Origin of the sequence: Furfurilactobacillus rossiae (assembly GCF_013394005.1) — a bacterium.
Taxonomy (GTDB): domain Bacteria; phylum Bacillota; class Bacilli; order Lactobacillales; family Lactobacillaceae; genus Furfurilactobacillus; species Furfurilactobacillus rossiae.
Window position 1 is genome coordinate 1,044,706 of the sequence record NZ_CP040586.1, and the last position, 23,934, is coordinate 1,068,639.

Here is a 23,934-nt window from a genome sequence, read left to right on the forward strand (position 1 = left end):
AGGCACAGAGACAATTCTCTGCTCATCCAACAGCGACTAAACAATTAGAAAGCGAGGTTATCTCCATGTACAAGAATTATAACAATAATCAAACCAGTTTGGCAGTGAATTTAGATTTTACGCCTAGTGAAAATCATGTGGTCACGGTGTTAAGCCGATTCGTAGACTCTATTCCTTTAAAAGACGTCATGAACGCAACTGCCGCCACTGGGCGGCCAGCCTATGATCCACGGTTAATGATGAAGATTCTATTGTTTGCGTATACGCGTAAAACGTTCCACGGTCGTGAAATTGAGTTAATGTGTGCTGAAAATCTGTATATGAAATGGTTGATTGGCGACTATGATTTAGTCCCCAGCTATCGGACAATTAATCGATTTCGTGTTTCCGCAACCATGGCAGTTTTTATTAAGCAAGCCTTCATTCAGTTTCGCGACTTAGTTCGCCAAGCCGGACTCGTTAATGATGATGCTTTATTTATCGACGGCACCGAATTATTGGCCGATGCGAACAAGTACACGTTCGTCTGGAAGAAAAGCATTACTAAGTACAATAAGAAGCTAGCAGAGAAAACGCGGGCACTTTACGATGAGCTGATTCAAAATGAAGTTGACCTCGCGATTGATCAGGAACGTGATACAGCGACCAATGTTGACCAAATGAAAATCGTTGCCAATCAAGTGAACGATAAGATTGCGCAATTGGATCAGGCCATTGAAACAGAAAAGCCACAGCCTGGCGGCTCTCCGGCCAAGCAACGGCGCCGTCATTTAAAGAAGTTTCAACGCCAGTTGGAAAAAGACTTTATTCCTCGCAAAGCCAACTATGATGAGGCCCTGGCAACTTTTGGTGACCGGAATAGCTATTCCAAAACAGACCATGATGCGACGTTTATGCGAATGAAGGAAGATCCAATGCGGAATGGTCAATTAAAACCTGGCTACAATTTACAGATTGCGACTCAGCATCAATTTACCCTCTACTATGACTTGTATCAACGGTCAACAGATACGCGCACGCTAGTGCCGTTTTTAAAAACCTTCGATTTTGACGCAACACCGGCTAAATACATTGTCGCAGACGCAGGTTACGGTAGTGAATCTAACTATGAATACATTACTGATGAGTTGGATAAACAATATCTCATTCCTTACGGGATGTATGAGAAAGAAAAGAAAAAGCGCTATCGTAACGACCCCACCGAGATCCAAAACTGGCAATACGACGAAAAAAAAGATGTTTTCACTGACTACCAAGGGATTGAATTTCACTTTAAAAATTACAGCATACGTCACGATCAATACGGTCAAGAGCGTAAATTCAAAGTTTACCAAGCAGTAGACTACTTCGAAGATCCAGTACGTCAAGCGTTAGCACAGACGCCAAGTGGTCGACAACGCCAGGTCAGCATCAACAATAACTGGTTGTACTTTAAAAAGTACGCCAGAGTTCAACTCCAAAGTGACGAAGGTAAGAAGATTTATGGTCAACGAAAAATCGAGGTCGAACCAGTCTTCGCAGATGTGAAGGCTCATTTGAGGTTTACTCGATTTTCGGTTAGAGGGTTAGATAAAGTAAACAACGAAGCTGGATTGGTCCTAATGGCCATGAATATGATTAAATGGGCCCGAGAGAAGGCCTGTTTAATCACAAAAATTCAAGAAAACCAGGGCAATGAAAAAATCGACCAGAGAAAAGCAAAAATCACTTTTCTCTGGTCGATTTATTTTGAGTTATGTCCCAAACTCTTTAAACGAATTAATTATAGATGTGTTACGCCATGTTTCTGATAGAAATTGGTCCCGTTAATTTAACGTACATAGAATTGATAAAGCCTAAACCTTGCAGTTGAAACCAAACAACTCCGGAAGGATCACTAACTTCACCATTGATAACCACGACACTTCGGTTTGCTATGGTTCCTGATGGCCGACCATATGGCTCAGCATAGTAGGAAACAGATTTACCATCAACAAAGTCGATGGTACCGCGAGCTGAAACAGGTTGAATATCCCAATTATGTTCCTTGGGTTCGTCATGATGAGAAGTTGGTCGAACAGGAGAGTTATTGAGTGTAAAAGCGTTTGGCTTATACATAACCCATTGATTAGTGCCCATGTTATACCAAAATTCACCATTATTCGTAGCAATTCGGGAGAATACGCGCCAAACTGAACCAACTGGCATTTCTAGTGCCTGTAATTCACCATCGGGACGGTCATAGGTAGGGACGTCTTCCTGAATTGTAGCGTACATTTGAACTTTTTCAACTTCTGCCCAGTCGGATTCTCGGAAGTACAAACGTGCTTCCTGCTGCTGGTTGGTGAAGACACCATCAAGGTTGCCGGTGTGATGAAGTAGGCGGTAGTTGGCAAATTCCGGTACCTTTACTTCATAATGATCACCAATGGCGCCACGTAGCACTTTTGGTTCTACTAATGTTTTACCGGAGTCAACGTCTGTGTAATAAACCCAAACTGGAACTCCTTCAACTAATTTTTCACTCATAATTGCAGACCCCACTGAATATTGATTAATACCCTCAGTATAGCGCACTCGTAGTTAAGGTTAAAAGAGGGAAGTAAGACTTAAATAGTCTTTTATAAAGATTAACGTGGCTTCAATATGTTTTTTTGACGGCGGTGTGTCTTTGAACGCATATTTTTCTATTAACACTAACTACTCTACTATTGACTGTGTGAAGTGAAACATTGATTTGGAAATGTAATGCTGTGGTACAAACACAATCAGTACATTTCTGTCATTTTACAAGCAATACCTTGATTTTATTTTCAATATTTATTGTGAGATACTCCTGCGACAGTTATCATTATGGTTGTGTGTTTATGAAGATTTTCTTTTGCCAGCAATTGTATTTAAATGAACTAACAGTAACAAACTTTCAGGAAAGGTCATTATTTTGAAAAAGAGAATTCTAACTTTAGACGTCATCAGAAGCATTGCGATAGTTTTGGTAGTTGCTTGCCATTCATTCCAACAAACAATACCAGCCTTCAACATTGACGGTTCGAGTCAACAATTTGTCAACTATTCGATTATCAAGCAAATACTCGCTGTGAGTGTGTTTATCTTAGGCAGGACAGGTGTTCCACTGTTCTTGATTTTATCGGGTTACTTAATGATCGACAGACCATACAATAATAAGTCATATTTGAAGCACTTTTTGCTACATAATTTATTGCCACTGCTGGTTTGTTTTGAAATTTGGACAGTCATATATGAACTTTTTCTAAAAAAGGTGTTTGATCTTCATATTGTTTTAAAAGACTATTTCTTATCAGGCTTGTTTCTTGATAACCCTGCTAGTAAATTATTTTCAGTTTACTTATGGCACTACTGGTATATACCCGCCATTCTTGGTCTGTACTTGACGCTACCATTTTTGGCAAATGCTATTGTTAAATCCAGTCGAGAAGTAGTGAATCTATTTCTAGGTATTTCAATATTGTTTACCATGTTATTACCAGAAGTGAGCGCTGTATTGAGTGTGGAACGAAAGTCAATGGCTACTACGACTATTTCGATTGGAACAGCCTTGTCATTTAGTGCTGTTTATTTTGCTTTTGGATATCTTATAAAACAGGGGGCACTAAAAAGTTTAAAGAGCACGTGGTTAATTCTCATTGCAAGCATTGATTTTATACTTTTGTTAGCGGGTAGCCTGTTTTTAGATACAAAGTATATTGTCCCCGGTCGGCCAATTTTTGGGGTTTGGTACACAAGCCCACTATTACTAGTATTTTCAATTGTTTTGTTTGAATTACTGCGTAGAATTCCCGAAACAGATAATTTAGCAGTATTTACTTTGTTCTCTAAGCTAAGTCTAGGTGTTTATTTAATTCATCGACCAGTGCAAATGCTCTTTAAAAAATATGGAATTGCGACTTCAGGCAATGATATTTGGAAGTTTACAGTACTTTTATTGGGTTCACTTGTTGTGAGCTATTTAATCGCTTGGATAATTAGTTTGATTCCGATAGTGAGAAGGGGATTGCTAAACGTGCGTTGACTTTTTATTAATTCTTATTAGTTGCCCGTTTTGTATATTAATACTCAGTCATTTTTTATGTGAGTCTATATAAAAAATGATTGATGAGATTTTTCACTACATGTACTATTTGGTAGTTCATCAAATCTGATTTTAAAATAAAATGGTTTGTTCTTAGCAAGATTCCGAGAACAAACCATTATTTAATTTTTAACTATTGTTTAGTTGCAACACCAGATCCGGCTATTGACCATCCATCAATAACGCCACTCGTTGCCATTGAACCATCGGCATTTAGATAGTACCACTGACCATTGATTTGTTGCCAACCCGTTTGCATCCGTCCGTTTTGGTTTAGGTAATACCATTTACCATTTATGCTTTGCCAACCTTTTTGCATAAATCCATTTTGATCAAAGTAAAACCAACCATTGTCGATTGCTTGCCATCCCGTTTGCATTCGACCATTTTGGTTAAGGTAGAACCAATTATTATTAATTAGCTGCCAGCCTTTTTGCATAAAGCCGTTATTATCAAAATAGAACCAGCCGTTGTCGATTGCCTGCCAACCTGTCTGCATAATTCCATCTGTGGCCATGTAGAACCAGTTGTTATTTATTAATTGCCAACCAACTAGTAAATGGCCATCCTGGTTAAAGTAATAATAATGACCGTCGATAACTTGCCAACCGGTTTGCATTGCTCCGTGAACATCAGTGTAATATATATAGCCATTATTTTGGATTTCCCCTTTGCTTAACTGACCTTTATCGTCATAGAAGTACCATTTACCTTCGTTCAGCATCCAGCCGTTTGAAACGGTCGAATTTTTAATGATTTGATTGGTCATATTGAAGTAGGCATCGGTCAAATTTGTGCCACAGTTGAGGACTGTTGTTGCACCAGAGTCGCGAGTATTAATACCAATGATTTGTTCAGCGTTGTTATACACCGGAGATCCACTATCGCCGTTTGTCATGTCAATATCGTAGTAGATATTATTGCCCTGAATTGCTGCAATATTACCAGAAGCGTAGTACTGTTTCATTGGAAAATTTTGTTGTCCTAATGCGTCATGAGGATAGCCAGAAATTGTAGCGGCTTCACCGACAGTTGCACTATTAGGGGACATACCCATAAAACCGATTTGATTACCGACTGTACTGTGGAGTTTTATGACACCAATATCCAGTGTAGGATCACCGTTAGTGTTACCTGTATTAACCGAGTTAATATAATCTTGTGAGACATAGTATGTGCTAGTGCTTGATGAACTGAACGGCATAATTTGACCGTTATTTGCAGGAATGACGGTAATTGAGTCTGGCATTTTGCCTTTTATAGGACCGTCGCTACCATAAACACAGTGCCCCGCAGTCAGAACGGTATCAGGAGAAACCATGACACCCGTTCCTTGATAGTATTTTGTCCCACCATAATCCATTCTCAAGAGGACAATTTTTCTGTATGGTGATACTGTTGTGTCAGAGACAACTTTACGATCATCATTACCGATAACAGCATTCAAACCTGAGTTTGGTATTTCACTTATTGGTGGGAAATTATTAGTTTGCGGATTCTGCATTCCGGAACCATTTGATCCCTGTGTCGATTGCAGCGGGGCAGAAGAATCACCCGGATAACGTTGATTGCTATCGCTAACTGTAAACTTGTTGTTATCATGTCCAACAACGGTCATGGCATGTGCAGAAGAGACGCCTCCAACGCTGACACTTAGCAGCACAGCTAACCCGAGTATTGTTTTCTTTATATACATAACTACCACCTCTAATAGATTGTTATGAACAACTCAACAATAATCTTTTAGAAGATTTTGCGCAATCTTATCATTAAAGTGATTCTAGAGAATAGTATAAGCAGAATCAAAAATATAAAAAAAGACAGTCGATAAAAGTCGGCTGTCCATAAATAATTAGTGTGTTCGATTTACTTCGCTTGCTTGTTTGATGAAACTTCAGCATTAGTTGTTGACTGTGTGTCAGCTTCAACCTTAATGTCATCACCATCCATCACAGCTTCAAGATTGTGTGTATCAGGGTTATCCAAGAAGAAGTCGGCAATCCGGTCTTCCAGTTGTTCTTGAATGACACGACGTAGTGGCCGAGCACCCATCGTTGGGTTGTACCCTAAATCAACAAGCTTTTCTTCAACCGGCTTCGTTACACGAATGTGTAAGTTGCGGTTAGCTAATTGATCGTTAACGTCGTCTAACATCAATTCAACAATCTGACCCAGGTTTTCCTTGGAAAGGGAGTTGAATTCAACGATGTCATCAAAACGGTTTAAGAACTCAGGCTTAAAGTAGTTGCCTAGCTTGGCCATTAGACTAGCGTGTTCGTCTTGAGCAGCGCCGAAACCAACGCTGTTCTCGCCACTATCACCAGAGCCAGCGTTAGAGGTCATGATGATGATGGTGTCCTTGAAGGATACTGTACGCCCTTGAGAATCAGTTAAACGACCGTCATCTAAGATCTGCAAGAACATGTGCATAACGTCTGGGTGAGCCTTCTCAATTTCATCTAACAGAATCAATGAGTAGGGGTGACGACGAACTTGTTCAGTCAATTGACCGGCTTCTTCGTAACCAACATAACCAGGCGCAGAGCCAATCAGTTTGGAGACACTGTACTGTTCCATATATTCACTCATATCAAAGCGAATCATGGCATCCTTCGAACCAAACAACTCTTTAGCAAGTTGTTTAGCAGTTTCTGTCTTACCAACACCGGTAGGGCCGATGAAGAGGAAGGAACCAATAGGGCGACCAGTTTGATTCAAACCAATTCGGTTACGGCGAATGGCACGGGCAACTTTGTCAACTGCTTGGTTTTGACCAATAACGTGTTTTTCAAGTCGCTTGTCCAGATCCTTCAATTGGGTCTTTTCTTGTGCTTGCATGTCACTAACCGGAATGTCAGTTTTTTCTTCGATAATGTGTTCGATATCTTTTTCAGTAACCGTTGCAGCATCATCGGGTTGTGGGTTTTCATCCGCATCCTTCTTGGCCTTTTCTAGCTGATTGACCTGATCGCGGTAGTAGGCAGCTTTCTCGTAATCTTCTTTGTCCAAAGCGGATTGCTTGTGTGCTTCCGCGGTGTGAATCTTATCTTCGTAAGAAGTAGGGTCCACGTTGCGTAACGTTAAGTTTTTCTTTGAACCGGATTCATCAATCAAATCAATGGCCTTATCAGGCAAGAAACGATCCTGAATGTAACGGGCTGACAAACGTGCTGCGGCTTCAATCGCTGCGTCAGTGTAGTGAACGTGATGATAGTCTTCATAACGCTTTTGAATACCCTTCAAGATTGAAACTGTATCTTCAATAGAAGGTTCCTCGACTTCTATTGGTTGGAAACGACGGGCTAACGCGGCGTCCTTTTCAATATCGCGGTATTCTTTCTGAGTTGTGGCACCGACGAGTTGAAATTCACCACGGGCAAGGGCAGGTTTCAATACATTACCGGCGTCCATGCCGCCTTCAGCGTTACCTGCACCAACAACTTCGTGAATTTCATCGATGAACAAGATGATGTCATCGTTCTTTGAAACTTCACTCATTAATTGTTGCATGCGTTGTTCGAATTGACCACGAATACCAGTTCCTTGAACCAGTGAAACAACATCCAAACGAATGATTTGTTTGTTAAGCAGCTTTTCAGGTACCTTACCGTTAACGATGGCTTGGGCCAAGCCTTCAACGACAGCCGTTTTACCAACACCAGCTTCACCAATCAGAACTGGGTTGTTCTTCGTCCGACGGTTTAAGATTTCGATGACGCGATCAATTTCTGCGTCACGACCGATGACTGGGTCAATTTTACCTGCTTTAGCTTGATCAGTGAGGTTTAAACCATACTGATCAAGTAGGGGATGCTTAGAGTTTTTATTATTGTTACCGCCGTTGTTATTACCACCGCGGCCTGCTTGTGTTTGTGGACCTTGTTGTGCTTGTTGAAAGTTATTGGCATTGACGTTACCGTTTTGCATTGCAGCAAAGAGGTCATCTAAATTACCAAAACCAAATGGATCTTGAGCCATATTTGTTGATCCTCCGTTTCCGTTCATTAAATTATTCTCAGCTTGTTGTAGAAGTTGATAGCAATTTTGGCAAAGATGCACTTGCATCTGTTGTCCGTTCATTGTGAGACCTAAATGAATCGTTGCCTCATTTTGATGACAGTTTTGACAAAGCATGTTATCGCTCCTTCTAAGGGCTCACCAGCAGTTCGAACGAGTACATATGATTGCTGATGGCGAAAGGGAGTTGATCGACTGTTTTTTCGTTTGACCAACTTTGACCTTTGACTAGTATTATACACACTAACAAAAAGTGTGCAAGGGAATTGCCTCACTTTTTTAGCACTTTCTTTATCAGAGTGCTAAAACGGATAATTTTCCTTAACCGGCAAAAGATTATTGCTCTGTAAACTTTTTAACGATTGAAATTCTTTAGTTTCTCTAATGATTCTTGCAAAAGTGATAATGAAAATTGTGTTAGATTATTATAATAATATCTAATAAAAGGTTATAAGTAAGGTGAGTTAATTGACGGAATACGCAGGGAATACCGTGCCATTTTTCTTTGGCACAGACGAAAATGCATATGGCGTAGCAAGGATGTATTACGATTTAACGGGCCAGAAAGCCATTATTTATGGAGCAAAAAACCTATCGGCAACTCGGTTCAGTAAATTCACCGATGTGACAGTGATTCCACATCTTAGCCAAACAGTCGCCTTTGCTAAAGCAATGCAGAATGGCATTTTGGATCGAATTAAGAGCTTTAAGCGTGTTGTGTTAATTGGCTTGGGTGATGCCTATGCAAAGTTAATTAGAGAGTATGCGTATTTTCCAGACAACGTTGTTCGACCTTATCCAGATGCGGAAATGTTTGAGCAAGTTACGGATAAGGCCCGTTTCTATCAATTGTTGGAGAAAACTGAGCTGAATTCAGCAGAATATGTTGAACTGAGCAAGAACGATACGGAACGTGACGTAAAGTCACCGTTTCCTTTTCCAGTTATGCTTAAGGCAACGGATTCGGTTAGTTGGGGTCCGATGAAATATCCAGATCATCGCAAGGACTATGTGCTTAACTCTAATGAAGAAATTAATCATTTCTTGCGCTTGGCTTATCATCATGGCTATCAGCGGAACTTTGTTTTACAACGCTTTGTAGCGGGTGAGGGACAAGAATACACGTTTTCTGCCTATGTTGATCAACATCACCATGTTCGTGGCATGGCATTAGGCCACGTTGCCTTAGAGGACCATACGCCATGGGGGATAGGTAACCACGATGCCATTTTTCCGGTTCAGGAAAGCGAGCTAACAGATAAAATATGCCAATTTTTAGAGGATATTGACTATACAGGCATTGCGAACATCGTTTTCAGGTATGATCAAAAGACTCAACAATTTTTAGCACTTGAATTAAATGCGCGTTTGGAACGTTGCAGTTATTGGAGTGCACTAAACGGCGTTAACTGGGTTGAATTAATGCTGAAGGATGCGGACGATGAGTTTGCCAACGTGCCTGATGACGAAATGACAAAGGTTATGACACAGCCTGATCAGATTACGCTGTGGCTACAAGTTAGCCCACGGGTATTTAAACGTTATGCACCGGACTCACCGGCTAAAAACGTAGCGGTTAACTTGATTCGGCAGCGGCGTTGGCGATACGGTTTTAAGGATAAACGGGATTGGAATCCCCAGCGTGCCCGAATGTATCATTTCATTCACGTTAGCAATAGATATCACTATGAAACGTGGGGCAACGTAAAAGTCAATCCTGTGGTTCGCTTTTTCCAGCTAACGCGGTGGGCAATCGTGCGCACCATTAATAAAATTGGTCCTAAATACAGTTTGATGAACTAGCACTTTACCATAAGTAAATATTTATTTGCGACGATGGCCGGTTTTGTTCATAATGTAAGAATCAACTTACACAATGACTTAAGACTAAAGGAGCACGTACAACCATGAAGTTCTCATTTGCAAAACAAAGGCGAGGAAAACTTTACGGCGGTTATGTGCTTTTTTTTGTGTTGTTTTGTCTATTAACATACGGCGTGTACTGGTTATTTGGCTATTCACTGATTTCAACGCATGATGTGTTGCATCAGCATGTGCCGATTATGATTGAATACCGCAAGATTCTGCTCAGTTGGCTACACCATCTAAGTGCAGGACCGTTGCAATGGTCGTGGCACATTGGTTTGGGAGCAGATGCTTTCCAAACGTTTTCGTACTACATCATTGGCGATCCGTTTGCTTACTTAATTTTGCTATTTAATAAGGTACACTTGCTAACAGGGTTTCAGCTTATAGGTCTGGTACGCATGTTTTTTGCTGGGCTGAGTTTTACCTATTTTGCCAGTCATTTTTCACTTAAACGCTGGGCCATTTGGCTGGGTGCGATGGTCTATCTCAGCAGTGGGTTTGCCATTTACGCGAGTCTATTTCAACCGTTCTTCGTTAATGCGTTGATTCTATTGCCATTGCTAATCACTGCAATTGAAGTAGTGTTGCAGGGACGATCAGCGTGGGGATTCGGTTTCGTTGTTTATTTCAGTGTGGTAGTTAATTTTTATTTGGCGTTCATGTTGGCCCTCGGTGGAATCACGTACCTGATTTTACGCTGGAGTGAACTCCCACATCCTTTGGCACGGCAGCGCTGGTTTAACTTTGGTCGAATGTTATGTAGTGGGGTGCTTGGTCTATTGGCGACGGCGTGGCTGACGTTACCAGAAATTAAGGCCCTCCAGAGTTCGCCAAGATTCGATGTCCCGTTTGCTAGTGGGATGCACTTTTATTCCTTGCAATACTACCTAAGTTTGCCAAACGCACTGTTAGGCAACGTTAACGTGGATCCGTTTTGGTTAAATACGTTATCAGTAAATGTGTTGCTGCTTGTAGTTGTGTGGACTTTCCGTCATCACCGAGACTACAAACTAATTGTGCGATTAATGGTGCTGACAACAGTGCTCAGTTTATTACCAATGTTTGCTGCTACATTAAATGGCTTCACCTCGCCATCGAATCGGTGGTTATTCTTAATGAGTTTACCGATGGCGTTAATGACAGGTGTTTTCCTACAACAACTTAAGACCATGACGCTTAGTGATTGGGTGCCCATCTTCAAATGGGCAGCTATCATTCTTGTCTTAATTCTTATCAGTACGCAAATCATTGCTGATTCGACCAGTACAGTGTTGCCACAATTATTCTTTTTAATGGTCTATGCAGGCGTATTTGTCGTTGGCACGGTTCGGCCGCAATTGCTGAAGCCGCAAGTTCTTAGTGCACTGGTGATGGCTAATATTTTTGTCGCCTTTAATTTCGAAAACGCTGCGTACGATATTCATCAGTTCTTACCAAATGGTGCGGCTAAGGCGTTAATTTCTCAACCGTATGGTACAGCGACTACAGCAGTGGCAACTCAGCCAACATGGGCGGAACAAAACGGAACAAAGGTTAGCAAATATGCGCCGACTTTTGCACGCACCAGTAATGTTAGTAACTATGTCACCGCTTCGGCCGGCATTACACCGAATAACTTTCTTTTGAATGGCGCTAATACCAGCTCGTTTTATTCGATTCAAAATGGGGCAGCCATCCAATTTAGTCGCGATTTGTTAAACAATCAACGGCAATTGAATTTACCGATCCAACAATTTGATGATCGTGGTCGGGTGCTGAACTTTTTGGGTGTTCGTGATTTATATGTTAATTCGCCGTTGCCAAGTGACACGAACATGCCACATAATTACGTTCCAACATTTGGTGAAACACCGGATTTGAATCAGTCCTTTTACGGTGCTAATGGGGATGTTCAGGCTTATCAGACCACAGATAATTTTCCGTTGATGTATTTTCAGTCACGCGTTATCAGTAATCAGACATACGAGCAACTAGATGACAATGAGAAAGAAGCCAATTTGGCGAACGTGACAGCCGTCAACGATACTAAGAATTTAAAAGTGACAAAGCTACAGCCTCAAAGTGTCGTAATTCCCTATAAAATGTACGATGCCGACCAAAATATCATTAGCACTACAAACATTGCTGACACGAATAAATCCGATACCTATACACTTTACATTCCTAACGCTAAGCAATATCAGGGGATGGAAATTCGCGCTTTGATAACGAACGTTCATTACACAGAACCAACGTTGACTGATCGAATTAACATTGATAAGTTGAATTCGCCAGGGATAAACGGACACCTTTCATCGGGTAGTAATCAGACGGCGGCTCATGGTGGTTGGGACGCTTTTAAACGTGATGTGGCCAATGGCTCACCCAATCAAGCTTGGCGTATTAGTATGACAAATGGTGATATTACTAACTCGTTAAGTCAGATGCCTGAAACCAATTTGAGTGAGTATGAAAAAACGACGGCTGGTGTACTTAATCTAGGGTGGGTAGATCAGATGCCAAACGGATTATCTATGCAATTGGGACAGGTTGGCCGTTATTCCTTTGATTTGCAACTTGTTGGGATTCCGATGACAACTCAGTATGATAAACAAGTACAACGCTTGCAGAAGAACGGGCTAAAGAAATTGAGGCTGGGTCATAATGAAATTACAGGAAGTGTGACGACCAAGCAGTCAGGCGTATTAGCGTCATCTATTCCTTATAGTGCTGGCTGGCATGCCACGGTCAATGGGCATACTGTCAAGTTGATTAAAACAAATCGAGCTTTTGCGGGGATTAAGCTAACTAAACCCGGCAAGCAGAAGATCAAATTAACGTATCGGACACCAGGATTAACAGCAGGCATTCATTTCACAGCGATTGTCGGTGGTTTGATTGCAGTTTTGGGTATCGCCCAGCTTGGCTGGCACCTGTTTAAAAGAAAGAAGGATTAAATTCAATGGATGATGACTACGCAGCAAAACTTGAACAGTTGAAAAATGGTGAAATTGAAGAATTAAAAGTTACACCAGAACACTTTATGAAGTTTCAAACGGCGTTGATGAATGTGCCTTATCGTCAACGGATAGTTGGTCAGGCTGATCGTGGTGGCGAAATCACCTATCATTATCAAGAAGATTAGTATGTATACAGATTTTAGACGGCGTTCATGATGTTTTTTCATCAGTGACGTCGTTTTGTTTTCTCGATAATTTACCAGAATGTTTCACCTATGGAAAACGATTTCAAAATAAAATGCTGTTAATCCAACGTTTGCCAAACACGGTCTAGACCACTATCCGTATAGGATTAGCATTGGTACCGCTTTCTAAAATGCGCATTTTTCCTTTGCGAATGGTTGTATTTTGTAAAAAACATATGCTACTATGATACAGAAGGTGATTGATGAATCGCCGTTTCTACGGCAAAGTAATCCCTTACAAATCTAAGTGCATTAAGGAGATTAATGATTATGGAATCTAAAGACTTTCACATTATTGCAGACACAGGCTTACACGCACGTCCAGCCACACTTTTGGTACAAACGGCATCTAAGTTCTCTTCAGAGATTAACTTGGCTTACGATGGTAAGTCCGTTAACTTGAAGTCCATCATGGGTGTTATGTCGTTAGGTGTTGGTAAAGACGCCGATGTTACTATTTCTGCTGACGGGGCCGACGAAAAGGACGCCATCAGTGCAATTACAGATACCATGACTAAAGAAGGTTTGTCTGACTAATGACTCAGAAACTCAGTGGGATTGCGGCCAGTAACGGTGTTGCCGTTGCTCCGGCCTATATGTTAGTTGATCCGGATTTAACGTTTGATAAGAAGACAATTTCTGATGCTGATGCTGAAAAGGCCCGTTTACACAGTGCTTTGGATGCATCAATAAAAGAATTGCAACAGATCAAAGCCGTTGCTGAAAAAAGTTTGGGCTCAGAAGAAGCCGAAGTTTTTGAAGCACATATTACGATTTTGCAAGATCCAGAAATGATCGGCCAAATCGAAGGCAAGATCGACTCTGACAAAGTTAATGCAGAAGAAGCATTAAAGGAAATCACCGACAATTTCATCGCGATTTTTGAGGGCATGACCGACAATGCGTACATGCAAGAACGGGCAGCTGATGTGCGTGATGTAACCAAACGGGTTATGAGCCACCTACTGGGTAAGAACCTACCTAATCCAGCCTTGATCAATTCTGAAGTTGTGATTGTGGCGCATGATTTGACACCAAGTGATACGGCACAACTGAACCGCAAATTTGTTAAGGGCTTCATTACTGATTTAGGTGGTCGGACGTCACATTCAGCCATCATGAGTCGGACATTGGAAATTCCGGCTGTTGTTGGGACTGAAGATGCTACTTCTGTCATCAAACAGGGTGATAAGGTTATTGTCGATGGTTTGGATGGTATTGGTATTGTCGATCCATCTGACGAGGATGTGACGACTTACACCAAAAAAGGTGACGACTTTGCTAAGCAAAAGGCTGAATGGGACAAGCTGAAGGACGAGGCATCTGTTTCCAAGGATGGCAAGAACTTCACGATTGCTGCCAACATTGGGACGCCTGATGACGTTGCTGCTGTTAATGATAATGGCGGTGAAGCAGTTGGTTTATTCCGTTCAGAGTTCCTATATATGGACAGCGCTGAATTGCCAGACGAGGAAAAACAATTCCAAGCCTACAAGAAGGCTGCTGAAGATATGCATGGCAAACAGGTTGTTGTGCGAACCATGGATATTGGTGGGGACAAGCATCTCGACTACTTGCCACTACCAGAAGAAATGAACCCGTTCTTAGGTTACCGTGCCATTCGGATTAGTTTGAAACAACCTGATTTGTTCCGGCCTCAGTTGCGTGCATTGTTGCGAGCCTCTGCCTTCGGTAACATTGCCATCATGTTCCCAATGATTGGGACAGTTGACGAGTTCAAACGGGCGCGGGCAATCTATGACGAAGAACGGCAAAACCTCATCAATGATGGCGTTAAAGTGGCCGATCACATTGATGTCGGCATGATGATGGAAGTGCCAGCCGCGGTGTTGATTGCCGACAAGTTGGCCAAATATGCTGACTTCTTCAGTATCGGTACGAACGATTTGATTCAATACACGTTTGCTGCCGATCGGGGTAACGAACACGTTTCCTACTTGTATCAGCCTTACAACCCATCATTATTGCGTTTGATCAAAAAGGTTATTGATTCAGCGCATGCTGAAGGTAAGTGGGCCGGTATGTGTGGTGAAATGGCTGGTGACCAAGTTGCTGTACCATTATTGATGGGAATGGGCTTGGATGAGTACTCCATGAGTGCCACATCTATGCTGCAGACGCGTTCATTAATGAAGAAACTTGATACAAAATCGACTGCTGACCTTGTTGATAAGGCACTTGATGCCGAAACCAATGAAGACGTTGCCGATATGGTTAAACAGTTCATGGCAGGTTTGAAGTAAGCTATGAGATTAAAGCACTGATCGCATTTGCGACTGGTGCTTTTTTTCTTCGCGAAAAGTTAAGTTTTTGACGTCATTGTAGCCAAACCCAGTGTGAATATTGGCGTGTAGAGATAGTCTAGGTTAGAATTGAAGATAATCTAAACGATTAGCGTTTGCACTATATAAACGCAATCCGTATAATGAAACTTGATTATTTTGTTGGCAAAAATGCTGACTGAACACTGAATTTAGTTTGAAGGGGGCACCAGCGTGAATATTGGCATATTTACTGAAACATATTTTCCGCAGGTGAGTGGTGTGGCCACTTCGATAAAAACACTGCGTGACCAACTTGAGCAAAACGGTCATTCAGTTTACATCTTTACATCTACAGATCCTAAAGTTGATAAGGATGTTTATGAGCGAAACATTTTTCGTTTTCCGTCGGTACCATTTGTTTCCTTCACGGACCGGCGAATTGCTTTTCGCGGAGCGTTTCGTGCTTTACAAATTGCGAAAGACCTTCATTTAGATATTGTTCATACCCAAACGGAATTTTCGATGGGGCTGATGGGAAAATTTGTTGCCCACGCGATGAAGATCCCGGTTGTTCATACATATCACACGATGTACGAGGACTATTTGCATTATGTGGCTAATGGTAAGTTGCTAAAGCCTAAGCAAGTACGTTTGGCGACCCGAGCTTATTTACATGGCGTTGAAGGGGTGGTTGCACCCTCTGATCGAGTGCTAGACACTTTAAAGGGCTATGGTGTTAAAACGCCCATTCGTGTCATCCCAACAGGTGTTAATCTGACGCAGTATGAACAACCCCAGTCCAATGAACTACGGCAAAAAATGCATTTCAGCGCTAATACGCCAGTTTTGCTTTCATTGTCACGATTGGCCTTCGAAAAGAACATTCATGAAGTTATCATGGCGTTACCGGATATTTTGGCACAGCAACCTAATGCCCAACTTGTCATCGTCGGGGATGGCCCTGCTAGAGAAGATTTGGAACAACAGGTACGTGTGATGAAGCTAACAGATCACGTCACGTTTACGGGAGAAGTTGCGAACGAAGACGTTTACCGTTACTATCAAATGGCTGACGTGTTTGTATCTGCTAGTGATTCAGAATCACAAGGGCTGACTTATATTGAGGCTATCGCAGCGCACTTACCGATCGTGGTCATGAGTAGTCCTTATGCTGATGAGCTGTTGAAGACAGATACAATCGGACGCACCTTTAAGCAACAAGGTGAATTGGTGCGTGACGTTTGTGACTACTTGTCACATCAGATCGATGTTAGCGATGACACCGTTCGTCAACGAATTTTGTACGAAATTTCCGCAGATGCGTTTGGCAAACGAATTATTCAGTTTTATGCTGACGCCCAGTTGATTTATCAAGAAGATAGTGAAAAATCAGCCAAGTTGAGCGATTAACACACTTAGCACGTATTTCCGAGCTGACCTTGGGTTAGTGGAAATACGTGTTTTTACGATAATAAACGTTTAGGAGCACACAATGTTACGAATCAATATGTTCTCTGCCGCAACGTCCGTTCCCGGACAAGGAGTCGGCAGTGCATACACGGAATTAGTGAAGTTGTTGCAAGATAATTTTGATGGTGAGTTTGACATCACCATTAATAAATGGCACAAAACGGACATTTCACACTATCATACGGTGAATTTTCCTTATTATTTGTCTACTTTTCTGCCGGGGCGAGGGGTTAAAATTGGCTACGTTCATTTCCTTCCCGAAACGTTGGAGGGCAGCTTAAAACTACCTCCAATCGCAAAACAGATTTTCTATCATTATTTAATCTCGTTTTACAAACGGATGGATCACATCGTAGTGGTCAACCCAACCTTTATCCCGAAGCTCGAAGCCTATAACATTCCTCGAGGGAAGATTACGTATATTCCAAACTTTGTGTCTAAAAGTGAATTCTACGAGATGTCGTCAGCTGACCAACTTGCAACACGGGCTCGTTATCATTTAGACGCTAAAAAATTTACAGTTCTTGGTATTGGTCAAATTCAGGAACGCAAGGGTGTTCGTGATTTTATTACCTTGGCAAAGAATAATCCTGATGTTCAGTTTGTTTGGGCAGGTGGTTTTTCATTTGGCCGGATTACGGATGGCTATGCGGACCTAAAAAAGGTGGTTGATAATCCGCCAGCTAATTTACTGTTTCCAGGTATTGTTGACCGTAAAGCGTTGGTTGACTACTACAACATGGCAGATCTGTTTTTGTTGCCTTCGTATAATGAACTGTTTCCAATGTCTGTGTTAGAGGCATTTAGTTGTGGCACGCCGGTATTGTTGCGTGATTTGGATTTATACCGGTCCATTATCGACGGGTATTACGAAAGCGCGACGGATGTTGCTGATATGCAAAAGAAGCTAACATCGTTGCAACAAAATCCTGCCGGGATGCAACATTTACACAGTCAGGCCTTATTGGCATCTGAAGTGTACTCAGCGAGTCATCTCGCACAAATTTGGCATCGTTTCTATCTTCAGCAGGTGAGAGAGGATTAATTATGTCCCGACGGAATCGAATTGTATTAATTGTGATGGTGATTATCGGTTTGGGGATCTTTGCGTACTCGTTGCGCAATGTGGCCCTGACACAATTGCTTCATGATTTATTGCATATTAATGGTTGGTGGCTTTTGATTGCGATTGCTTGCATGGTGGGCTACCTGCTAATTGAATCACGTATCGTTCAAGTGTTTGTCAATGACCGGATAAGTGGTTTTACATTTAAAGATGCGGTTAGAATTCCACTGATTGAGCAACTCTTTAATGGAATTACGCCATTTTCGAGTGGTGGTCAGCCAGCACAGTTGGTAGCCATGATTCAAACCGGTGTTGATGGTGGTCGTGCTAGCTCAGTGCTACTAATGAAGTTTGTCGTCTATCAGGCGATGATCGTGATTAATTTTTTAATTGCGTTAGCCATTGGATTTCAATACTTGGCGGCAAAGTTACACTATCTAGCGTTATTCGTGGTGTTTGGTTTTTTGATTCACTTAGTTGTGATTTTAGGCCTACTCATGATTATGTTCTGGCATTCGTTTACCAAACGAATGGTGAACTTACTGATGAAGCCGATGCGATGGTTTGTAAAGCCCGAGCGTTACGAAGAATGGCGGGTTAGTCTTGATGAAAAGATTGATTCTTTCTATTTAGAGAGTGTCAGAATTAAGTCCCAGTGGCGATTGATGGTACACGTGGCCTTGCTTACGCTAGCACAGTTGGCAGTCTACTATTTGATTCCATACTTCATTATGTTGTCGCTGGGTTATAATCATGTTAATGTGTTGATGGTTACGGCGCTCCATGTGTTGATTGTGATGGTGATTTCGCTGTTCCCAATTCCTGGTGGTGCAGGCGGTGCCGAATTTAGTTTTGAGGCGTTGTTTGCCAGTTACGTGACTAGTCGTTCAAAGCTAGTGTTAGCCATGATTCTATGGCGGGTGATTACGTACTACTTGGGGATGTTTTCAGGTATGTGGGCGATGGCGTTAAAGCCAGATAAAGTTACTGAGGAACCGGTCAAACGCCATCGGTTTCTGAATCGATCAAAGGATAAACAATGAGTGAAGAAACAGGTACGTTATTAGAAAGCATTATTCGCCGTTTGCGGGCGATGCAGTTTGATCATCGTAGTGAAGAGCAGACGCGTTATTTTGAACAGTTTGGTGTTGAAGTATGCAAGGTGACACTGAATCAAACAACTGGTGAGTGGACAGTACAAGATGCCAGAACAGCCCCAGCTTTTTGTTATGACAATATGGATATGGTGGCAGTAGCAGTGTATGATGCGCTGACAGAGTTTAAAGCCGTCTTTTAAACTATCCGGACAACTAAGAATTTATGAAGAACCCCGCCAATGTTTGTAATTGTGCGGGGCTCGTTTATAATATTGACTTGTTGAGTTAAGGTTCATTTAAGCAACAAAACGAGTAACAGGAATTGATTACAGTCACTGATAACACTTGTTATATCAGCGACGTGGAGGACAGACACATGGCGAAATTCTTCAAGGGTCTTTATGCCAAGCTAAATACGACCCTCGGCTTCTTCTTTTTAATGACGGCACTGTTTTGGTTAAAGACGTATATCGCGTACCGAACCAAATTTACACTAGGTGTTGAATCACCGATTCAGCAATTTATTCTGGCGTTAAATCCGCTGCCGACGGCGTTATTGCTGTTTGGGATTGCGTTATATTTCCGCGGCAAATTGTCATATTGGTTAATGCTGATTATTGACGCATTACAGACGACATGGTTGTTCGCAAATATTCTCTATTATCGTGAGTTCTCAGACTTTCTGTCGATTGGTATTGTCAAGGGGTCTGGTTCGGTCGACAACAATTTGGGCAAATCGTTGGCTGGTATTTTGCATTTCTCAGATTTGTTTGTCTATCTGGACGTGCTGGTATTGATTGTTTTGCTCTTAACAAAACTGATCAAAGTGGACAAACGCCCACTGAAGAAACGTTTTGCAGTCACGATGACAGTGTTCTCTATTGCATTGATGATGATGGATTACGGACTGTCCGTAAAAGATCGTTCAGGTTTGTTAACACGGACCTTTGACAATAACTATATCGTCAAGTACCTGGGCTTAAATGAATATGCGGCCTTTAATGCCTATCAGACGCATCAACAAGCAACTAGTCGGAGCCAGGCTTCGAAAGCTGATATGAAGTCAGTTCAAAAGTATTTGAAGAACAACCCTGCTGGTGAGAATTTTCAATACTTCGGTAAAGAACAAGGCAAGAATGTCTTTGTCTTCCATTTGGAGAGTTTCCAACAATTTCTGATCAACTATAAATACAAAGGGCAAGAAGTTACACCAAACATCAATGCGTTCTATAAAGATCAGAACACGTTGTCATTTGATAACTTCTTCCACCAAGTGGCGCAAGGGAAGACCTCTGATGCAGAAATGATGATGGAAAACTCGTTATATGGGTTGCCCACCGGTTCTGCGATGATCAGTTATGGTACTTCTAACACATTCCAAGCGGCACCAGCCATTCTCTCACAGCATGGGTACACTACGGCGGCCATGCACGGGGATGTGCCAAGTTTCTGGAACCGTGGTAACACGTACAAGTCTTGGGGCTATCAAAACTTCTTTAGTAAGTCGTTTTATCCTAATGCTGATAAGCCAAGTTATAACGTGGGCTATGGGCTGAAGGATAAGATTTTCTTGAAGGATTCAGCGAAGTATATTCAACAATTGCCTCAACCGTTCTATGCTAAAGTGATTTCAGTAACTAACCACTATCCATACCTATTAGGTAAGAAGGATTCTTCATTCCCGCAGACGGATACTGGTGATAATACGGTTGATGGTTATGTTGTAACGGCACATTACCTTGATCAGGCCTTTGGTGAATTCATTAATTACTTGAAAAAGGTTAATCTCTACGATAACTCGATGATTGTTGTTTATGGGGATCATTATGGTATTTCAAATAACCATCGTCCTGCGATTGCCAAGCTGTTAGGTAAGAAGAAAGTTACGAATTATGATTTAGCCATGTTCCAGAAGGTGCCATTTATGATTCATGCGCCTGGAGTTCAAGGTGGTGTTAACCATACTTATGGTGGTGAAATCGATGCATTGCCGACCATGATGGATCTGTTGGGCATTAAAACAACAGGTAACTACATTATGATGGGGCAAGATTTACTCTCCACGCAACGGAACCAGATTGTACCGTTTAGAGATGGTAACTTTGTGACACCACAGTATACAAAGGTTGGTAGTCAGGTTTACGACACGGCAACGGGTAAGTTACTTGATCTGACGGCGTCACAAAAGAAGCAAGTTACTTCTGATCAGGATCATGTTAATACAGTGCTAGGGCTGTCGGATAAGATCATGACACGTGATTTGTTACGTTTCTACACACCAACGGGCTTTAAGAAGGTCAATAAGAGTGATTACAACTACTCGGTATCTTCTACAAATTCACGGTTGAAACAGGAGCAAAAGGATAATCCCACCAGTGTACAAGCTAAAAATGGTGGTAAATCAACGTCGAGTGACTACAAGACTGACGCACCAGAGTTAAGTAAATCGAAGTAATCAAAAAAGATTCCACGTTTTGTGGAATCTTTTTTTGTTCGTCATTTTACTGCTGAAGCACAAGACTGGTGTCGATGTTTACGGGTTAATAGGGTCCTCTGAAACGAGACGCATTATCTTTTCCGAACGATTTGTTGAATTGAAGCCACTTACTACGTGTATCCCAATTATGGAGCAAGTGTTTGAGTCGTATTTAGTCAGATTTGTGCTTGACCACAATAAGACGCTTTGATAATATAGCTTATGTTGTCAGGGAGTGCTTGAGCGACAAGCGATAGCGAAATTATTTCCTAACAAAAACACTTGACTTATGATGAGCCAAATGATATAGTATAAAAGTTGTCTTGAGGCAACGAAGTAGATCTTTGAAAACTGAACAACGTTTCGACGAATCAAATGTGTAGGGTCTTTGAACGAAAGTTCGAAGCAATTACAATTGTGAAGTCAATTCACTTTATAACCAAGTAACAACAAAACAAGAGCTATTTCAAATAACTCATTAATTTGAGAGTTTGATCCTGGCTCAGGATGAACGCTGGCGGCGTGCCTAATACATGCAAGTCGAACGCACTTCGGTTTTTGATTGACGGTGCTTGCACCAGATTGACGAGACATTGAAGTGAGTGGCGAACGGGTGAGTAACACGTGGGTAACCTGCCCTAAAGTGGGGGATAACATTTGGAAACAGATGCTAATACCGCATAACAACGAAAACCACATGGTTTTCGCTTGAAAGATGGTTTCGGCTATCACTTTAGGATGGACCCGCGGTGCATTAGCTAGTTGGTAAGGTAACGGCTTACCAAGGCAATGATGCATAGCCGAGCTGAGAGGCTGATCGGCCACATTGGGACTGAGACACGGCCCAGACTCCTACGGGAGGCAGCAGTAGGGAATCTTCCACAATGGGCGCAAGCCTGATGGAGCAACGCCGCGTGAGTGAAGAAGGGTTTCGGCTCGTAAAACTCTGTTGTTAAAGAAGAACGTATCTGAGAGTAACTGTTCAGATAGTGACGGTATTTAACCAGAAAGCCACGGCTAACTACGTGCCAGCAGCCGCGGTAATACGTAGGTGGCAAGCGTTATCCGGATTTATTGGGCGTAAAGGGAGTGCAGGCGGTTATTTAAGTCTGATGTGAAAGCCTTCGGCTTAACCGGAGAAGGGCATCGGAAACTGGATAACTTGAGTGCAGAAGAGGGTAGTGGAACTCCATGTGTAGCGGTGGAATGCGTAGATATATGGAAGAACACCAGTGGCGAAGGCGGCTACCTAGTCTGTAACTGACGCTGAGGCTCGAAAGCATGGGTAGCAAACAGGATTAGATACCCTGGTAGTCCATGCCGTAAACGATGAATACTAGGTGTTAGGGGGTTTCCGCCCCTTAGTGCCGCAGCTAACGCAATAAGTATTCCGCCTGGGGAGTACGACCGCAAGGTTGAAACTCAAAGGAATTGACGGGGACCCGCACAAGCGGTGGAGCATGTGGTTTAATTCGAAGCTACGCGAAGAACCTTACCAGGGCTTGACATCTTCTGCTAATCCGAGAGATCGGACGTTCCCTTCGGGGACGGAAAGACAGGTGGTGCATGGTTGTCGTCAGCTCGTGTCGTGAGATGTTGGGTTAAGTCCCGCAACGAGCGCAACCCTTATGATTAGTTGCCAGCATTAAGTTGGGCACTCTAATGAGACTGCCGGTGACAAACCGGAGGAAGGTGGGGACGACGTCAAATCATCATGCCCCTTATGTCCTGGGCTACACACGTGCTACAATGGATGGTACAACGAGCAGCGAAGTCGCGAGGCCAAGCAAATCTCTTAAAGCCATTCTCAGTTCGGACTGTAGGCTGCAACTCGCCTACACGAAGTCGGAATCGCTAGTAATCGCGGATCAGCATGCCGCGGTGAATACGTTCCCGGGTCTTGTACACACCGCCCGTCACACCATGAGAGTTTGTAACACCCAAAGTCGGTGGGGTAACCTTTGGGAGCCAACCGCCTAAGGTGGGACAGATGATTAGGGTGAAGTCGTAACAAGGTAGCCGTAGGAGAACCTGCGGCTGGATCACCTCCTTTCTAAGGAAACAAATCGGAACCTTACACATTAGTGGAAACGTTGTTCAGTTTTGAGGGATTTACCTCAAACAAAAGATTGGGCGCATAGCTCAGCTGGTTAGAGCGCACGCCTGATAAGCGTGAGGTCGGTGGTTCGAGTCCACTTGTGCCCATCGATCAAGCCTGAAGACAACATGGGGAATTAGCTCAGATGGGAGAGCACCTGCTTTGCAAGCAGGGGGTCAACGGTTCGATCCCGTTATTCTCCATTGGTCACGGAAGTGACCAACCTGAAACGTTGTACATTGAAAACTGAATCATGATTCTTTTTATTATTTAAACCGAGAA

15 protein-coding genes, 2 tRNA genes and 1 rRNA gene are annotated in these 23,934 nt (G+C 42.4%); 15 read left to right on the forward strand and 3 right to left on the reverse strand.

Going from position 1 to position 23,934, the window contains the following annotated elements:
- Positions 1 to 65: 65 nt before the first annotated feature.
- Positions 66 to 1,790 carry an IS1182 family transposase gene (locus LROSL1_RS04880; RefSeq protein WP_263863245.1) on the forward strand — a complete coding sequence of 575 codons (1,725 nt, stop codon included), beginning with the start codon at positions 66 to 68 and terminating at the stop codon, positions 1,788 to 1,790.
- On the opposite strand, the gene LROSL1_RS04885 is transcribed toward LROSL1_RS04880, so the two are convergent.
- Entirely contained in the window at positions 1,774 to 2,508 is a 735-nt protein-coding gene (locus tag LROSL1_RS04885; RefSeq protein ID WP_178913922.1) for a MucBP domain-containing protein, read from the reverse strand. The two genes, LROSL1_RS04880 and LROSL1_RS04885, sit on opposite strands and share 17 nt — an antisense overlap.
- 412 nt (positions 2,509 to 2,920) lie before the next feature.
- Here LROSL1_RS04885 and LROSL1_RS04890 point away from each other — a divergent pair, with 412 nt between their 5' ends.
- Positions 2,921 to 4,030, forward strand: a complete 1,110-nt coding sequence (locus LROSL1_RS04890) for an acyltransferase (RefSeq protein WP_178913923.1) — start codon at positions 2,921 to 2,923, stop codon at positions 4,028 to 4,030.
- 193 nt (positions 4,031 to 4,223) lie between these two features.
- Here LROSL1_RS04890 and LROSL1_RS04895 read toward each other — a convergent pair whose 3' ends face one another.
- Together LROSL1_RS04895 and LROSL1_RS04900 are read right to left on the reverse strand one after the other, a co-directional pair.
- Complete coding sequence (locus tag LROSL1_RS04895; protein ID WP_178913924.1) at positions 4,224 to 5,786, reverse strand: trypsin-like serine protease; 1,563 nt, start codon at positions 5,784 to 5,786, stop codon at positions 4,224 to 4,226.
- Positions 5,787 to 5,956: 170 nt separating this feature from the next.
- Positions 5,957 to 8,224 (reverse strand): ATP-dependent Clp protease ATP-binding subunit, encoded by a 2,268-nt coding sequence (locus LROSL1_RS04900; RefSeq protein ID WP_178913925.1) that lies wholly within the window; start codon positions 8,222 to 8,224, stop codon positions 5,957 to 5,959.
- 351 nt (positions 8,225 to 8,575) lie between these two features.
- Here LROSL1_RS04900 and LROSL1_RS04905 point away from each other — a divergent pair, with 351 nt between their 5' ends.
- The 13 genes from LROSL1_RS04905 (at position 8,576) to LROSL1_RS04965 (ending at position 23,855) form a co-directional block, all read left to right on the forward strand.
- Entirely contained in the window at positions 8,576 to 9,910 is a 1,335-nt protein-coding gene (locus LROSL1_RS04905; protein WP_178913926.1) for a carboxylate--amine ligase, read from the forward strand.
- Positions 9,911 to 10,014: 104 nt separating this feature from the next.
- On the forward strand, positions 10,015 to 12,912 hold the full coding sequence (locus LROSL1_RS04910) for a YfhO family protein (protein ID WP_178913927.1): 2,898 nt from the start codon (positions 10,015 to 10,017) through the stop codon (positions 12,910 to 12,912).
- Between the two features lie 5 nt (positions 12,913 to 12,917).
- Positions 12,918 to 13,100, forward strand: a complete 183-nt coding sequence (locus LROSL1_RS04915; RefSeq protein WP_161002568.1) for a hypothetical protein — start codon at positions 12,918 to 12,920, stop codon at positions 13,098 to 13,100.
- A gap of 330 nt (positions 13,101 to 13,430) precedes the next feature.
- Positions 13,431 to 13,697 carry a phosphocarrier protein HPr gene (locus LROSL1_RS04920; RefSeq protein ID WP_017261119.1) on the forward strand — a complete coding sequence of 89 codons (267 nt, stop codon included), beginning with the start codon at positions 13,431 to 13,433 and terminating at the stop codon, positions 13,695 to 13,697.
- On the forward strand, positions 13,697 to 15,424 hold the full coding sequence (gene ptsP / locus LROSL1_RS04925; protein WP_178913928.1) for a phosphoenolpyruvate--protein phosphotransferase: 1,728 nt from the start codon (positions 13,697 to 13,699) through the stop codon (positions 15,422 to 15,424). Before LROSL1_RS04920 ends, ptsP begins: the two co-directional genes overlap by 1 nt.
- 252 nt (positions 15,425 to 15,676) lie before the next feature.
- Positions 15,677 to 16,855, forward strand: a complete 1,179-nt coding sequence (locus tag LROSL1_RS04930; protein ID WP_017261117.1) for a glycosyltransferase family 4 protein — start codon at positions 15,677 to 15,679, stop codon at positions 16,853 to 16,855.
- A gap of 82 nt (positions 16,856 to 16,937) precedes the next feature.
- Positions 16,938 to 17,960 (forward strand): glycosyltransferase family 4 protein, encoded by a 1,023-nt coding sequence (locus tag LROSL1_RS04935; RefSeq protein WP_178913929.1) that lies wholly within the window; start codon positions 16,938 to 16,940, stop codon positions 17,958 to 17,960.
- A 2-nt stretch (positions 17,961 to 17,962) separates the two neighbouring features.
- Positions 17,963 to 19,024, forward strand: coding sequence for a lysylphosphatidylglycerol synthase transmembrane domain-containing protein (locus LROSL1_RS04940; protein WP_017261115.1), 1,062 nt, complete (start codon positions 17,963 to 17,965; stop codon positions 19,022 to 19,024).
- Positions 19,021 to 19,278 (forward strand): DUF1797 family protein, encoded by a 258-nt coding sequence (locus tag LROSL1_RS04945; RefSeq protein WP_017261114.1) that lies wholly within the window; start codon positions 19,021 to 19,023, stop codon positions 19,276 to 19,278. The genes LROSL1_RS04940 and LROSL1_RS04945 overlap by 4 nt, the downstream gene beginning before the upstream one ends.
- A gap of 176 nt (positions 19,279 to 19,454) precedes the next feature.
- Positions 19,455 to 21,533, forward strand: coding sequence for an LTA synthase family protein (locus LROSL1_RS04950; RefSeq protein ID WP_017261113.1), 2,079 nt, complete (start codon positions 19,455 to 19,457; stop codon positions 21,531 to 21,533).
- Between the two features lie 500 nt (positions 21,534 to 22,033).
- Positions 22,034 to 23,607, forward strand: a 16S ribosomal RNA gene (locus tag LROSL1_RS04955).
- 78 nt (positions 23,608 to 23,685) lie between these two features.
- A tRNA-Ile gene (locus tag LROSL1_RS04960) sits at positions 23,686 to 23,759 on the forward strand.
- 23 nt (positions 23,760 to 23,782) lie between these two features.
- Positions 23,783 to 23,855, forward strand: a tRNA-Ala gene (locus LROSL1_RS04965).
- Positions 23,856 to 23,934 lie beyond the last annotated feature (79 nt).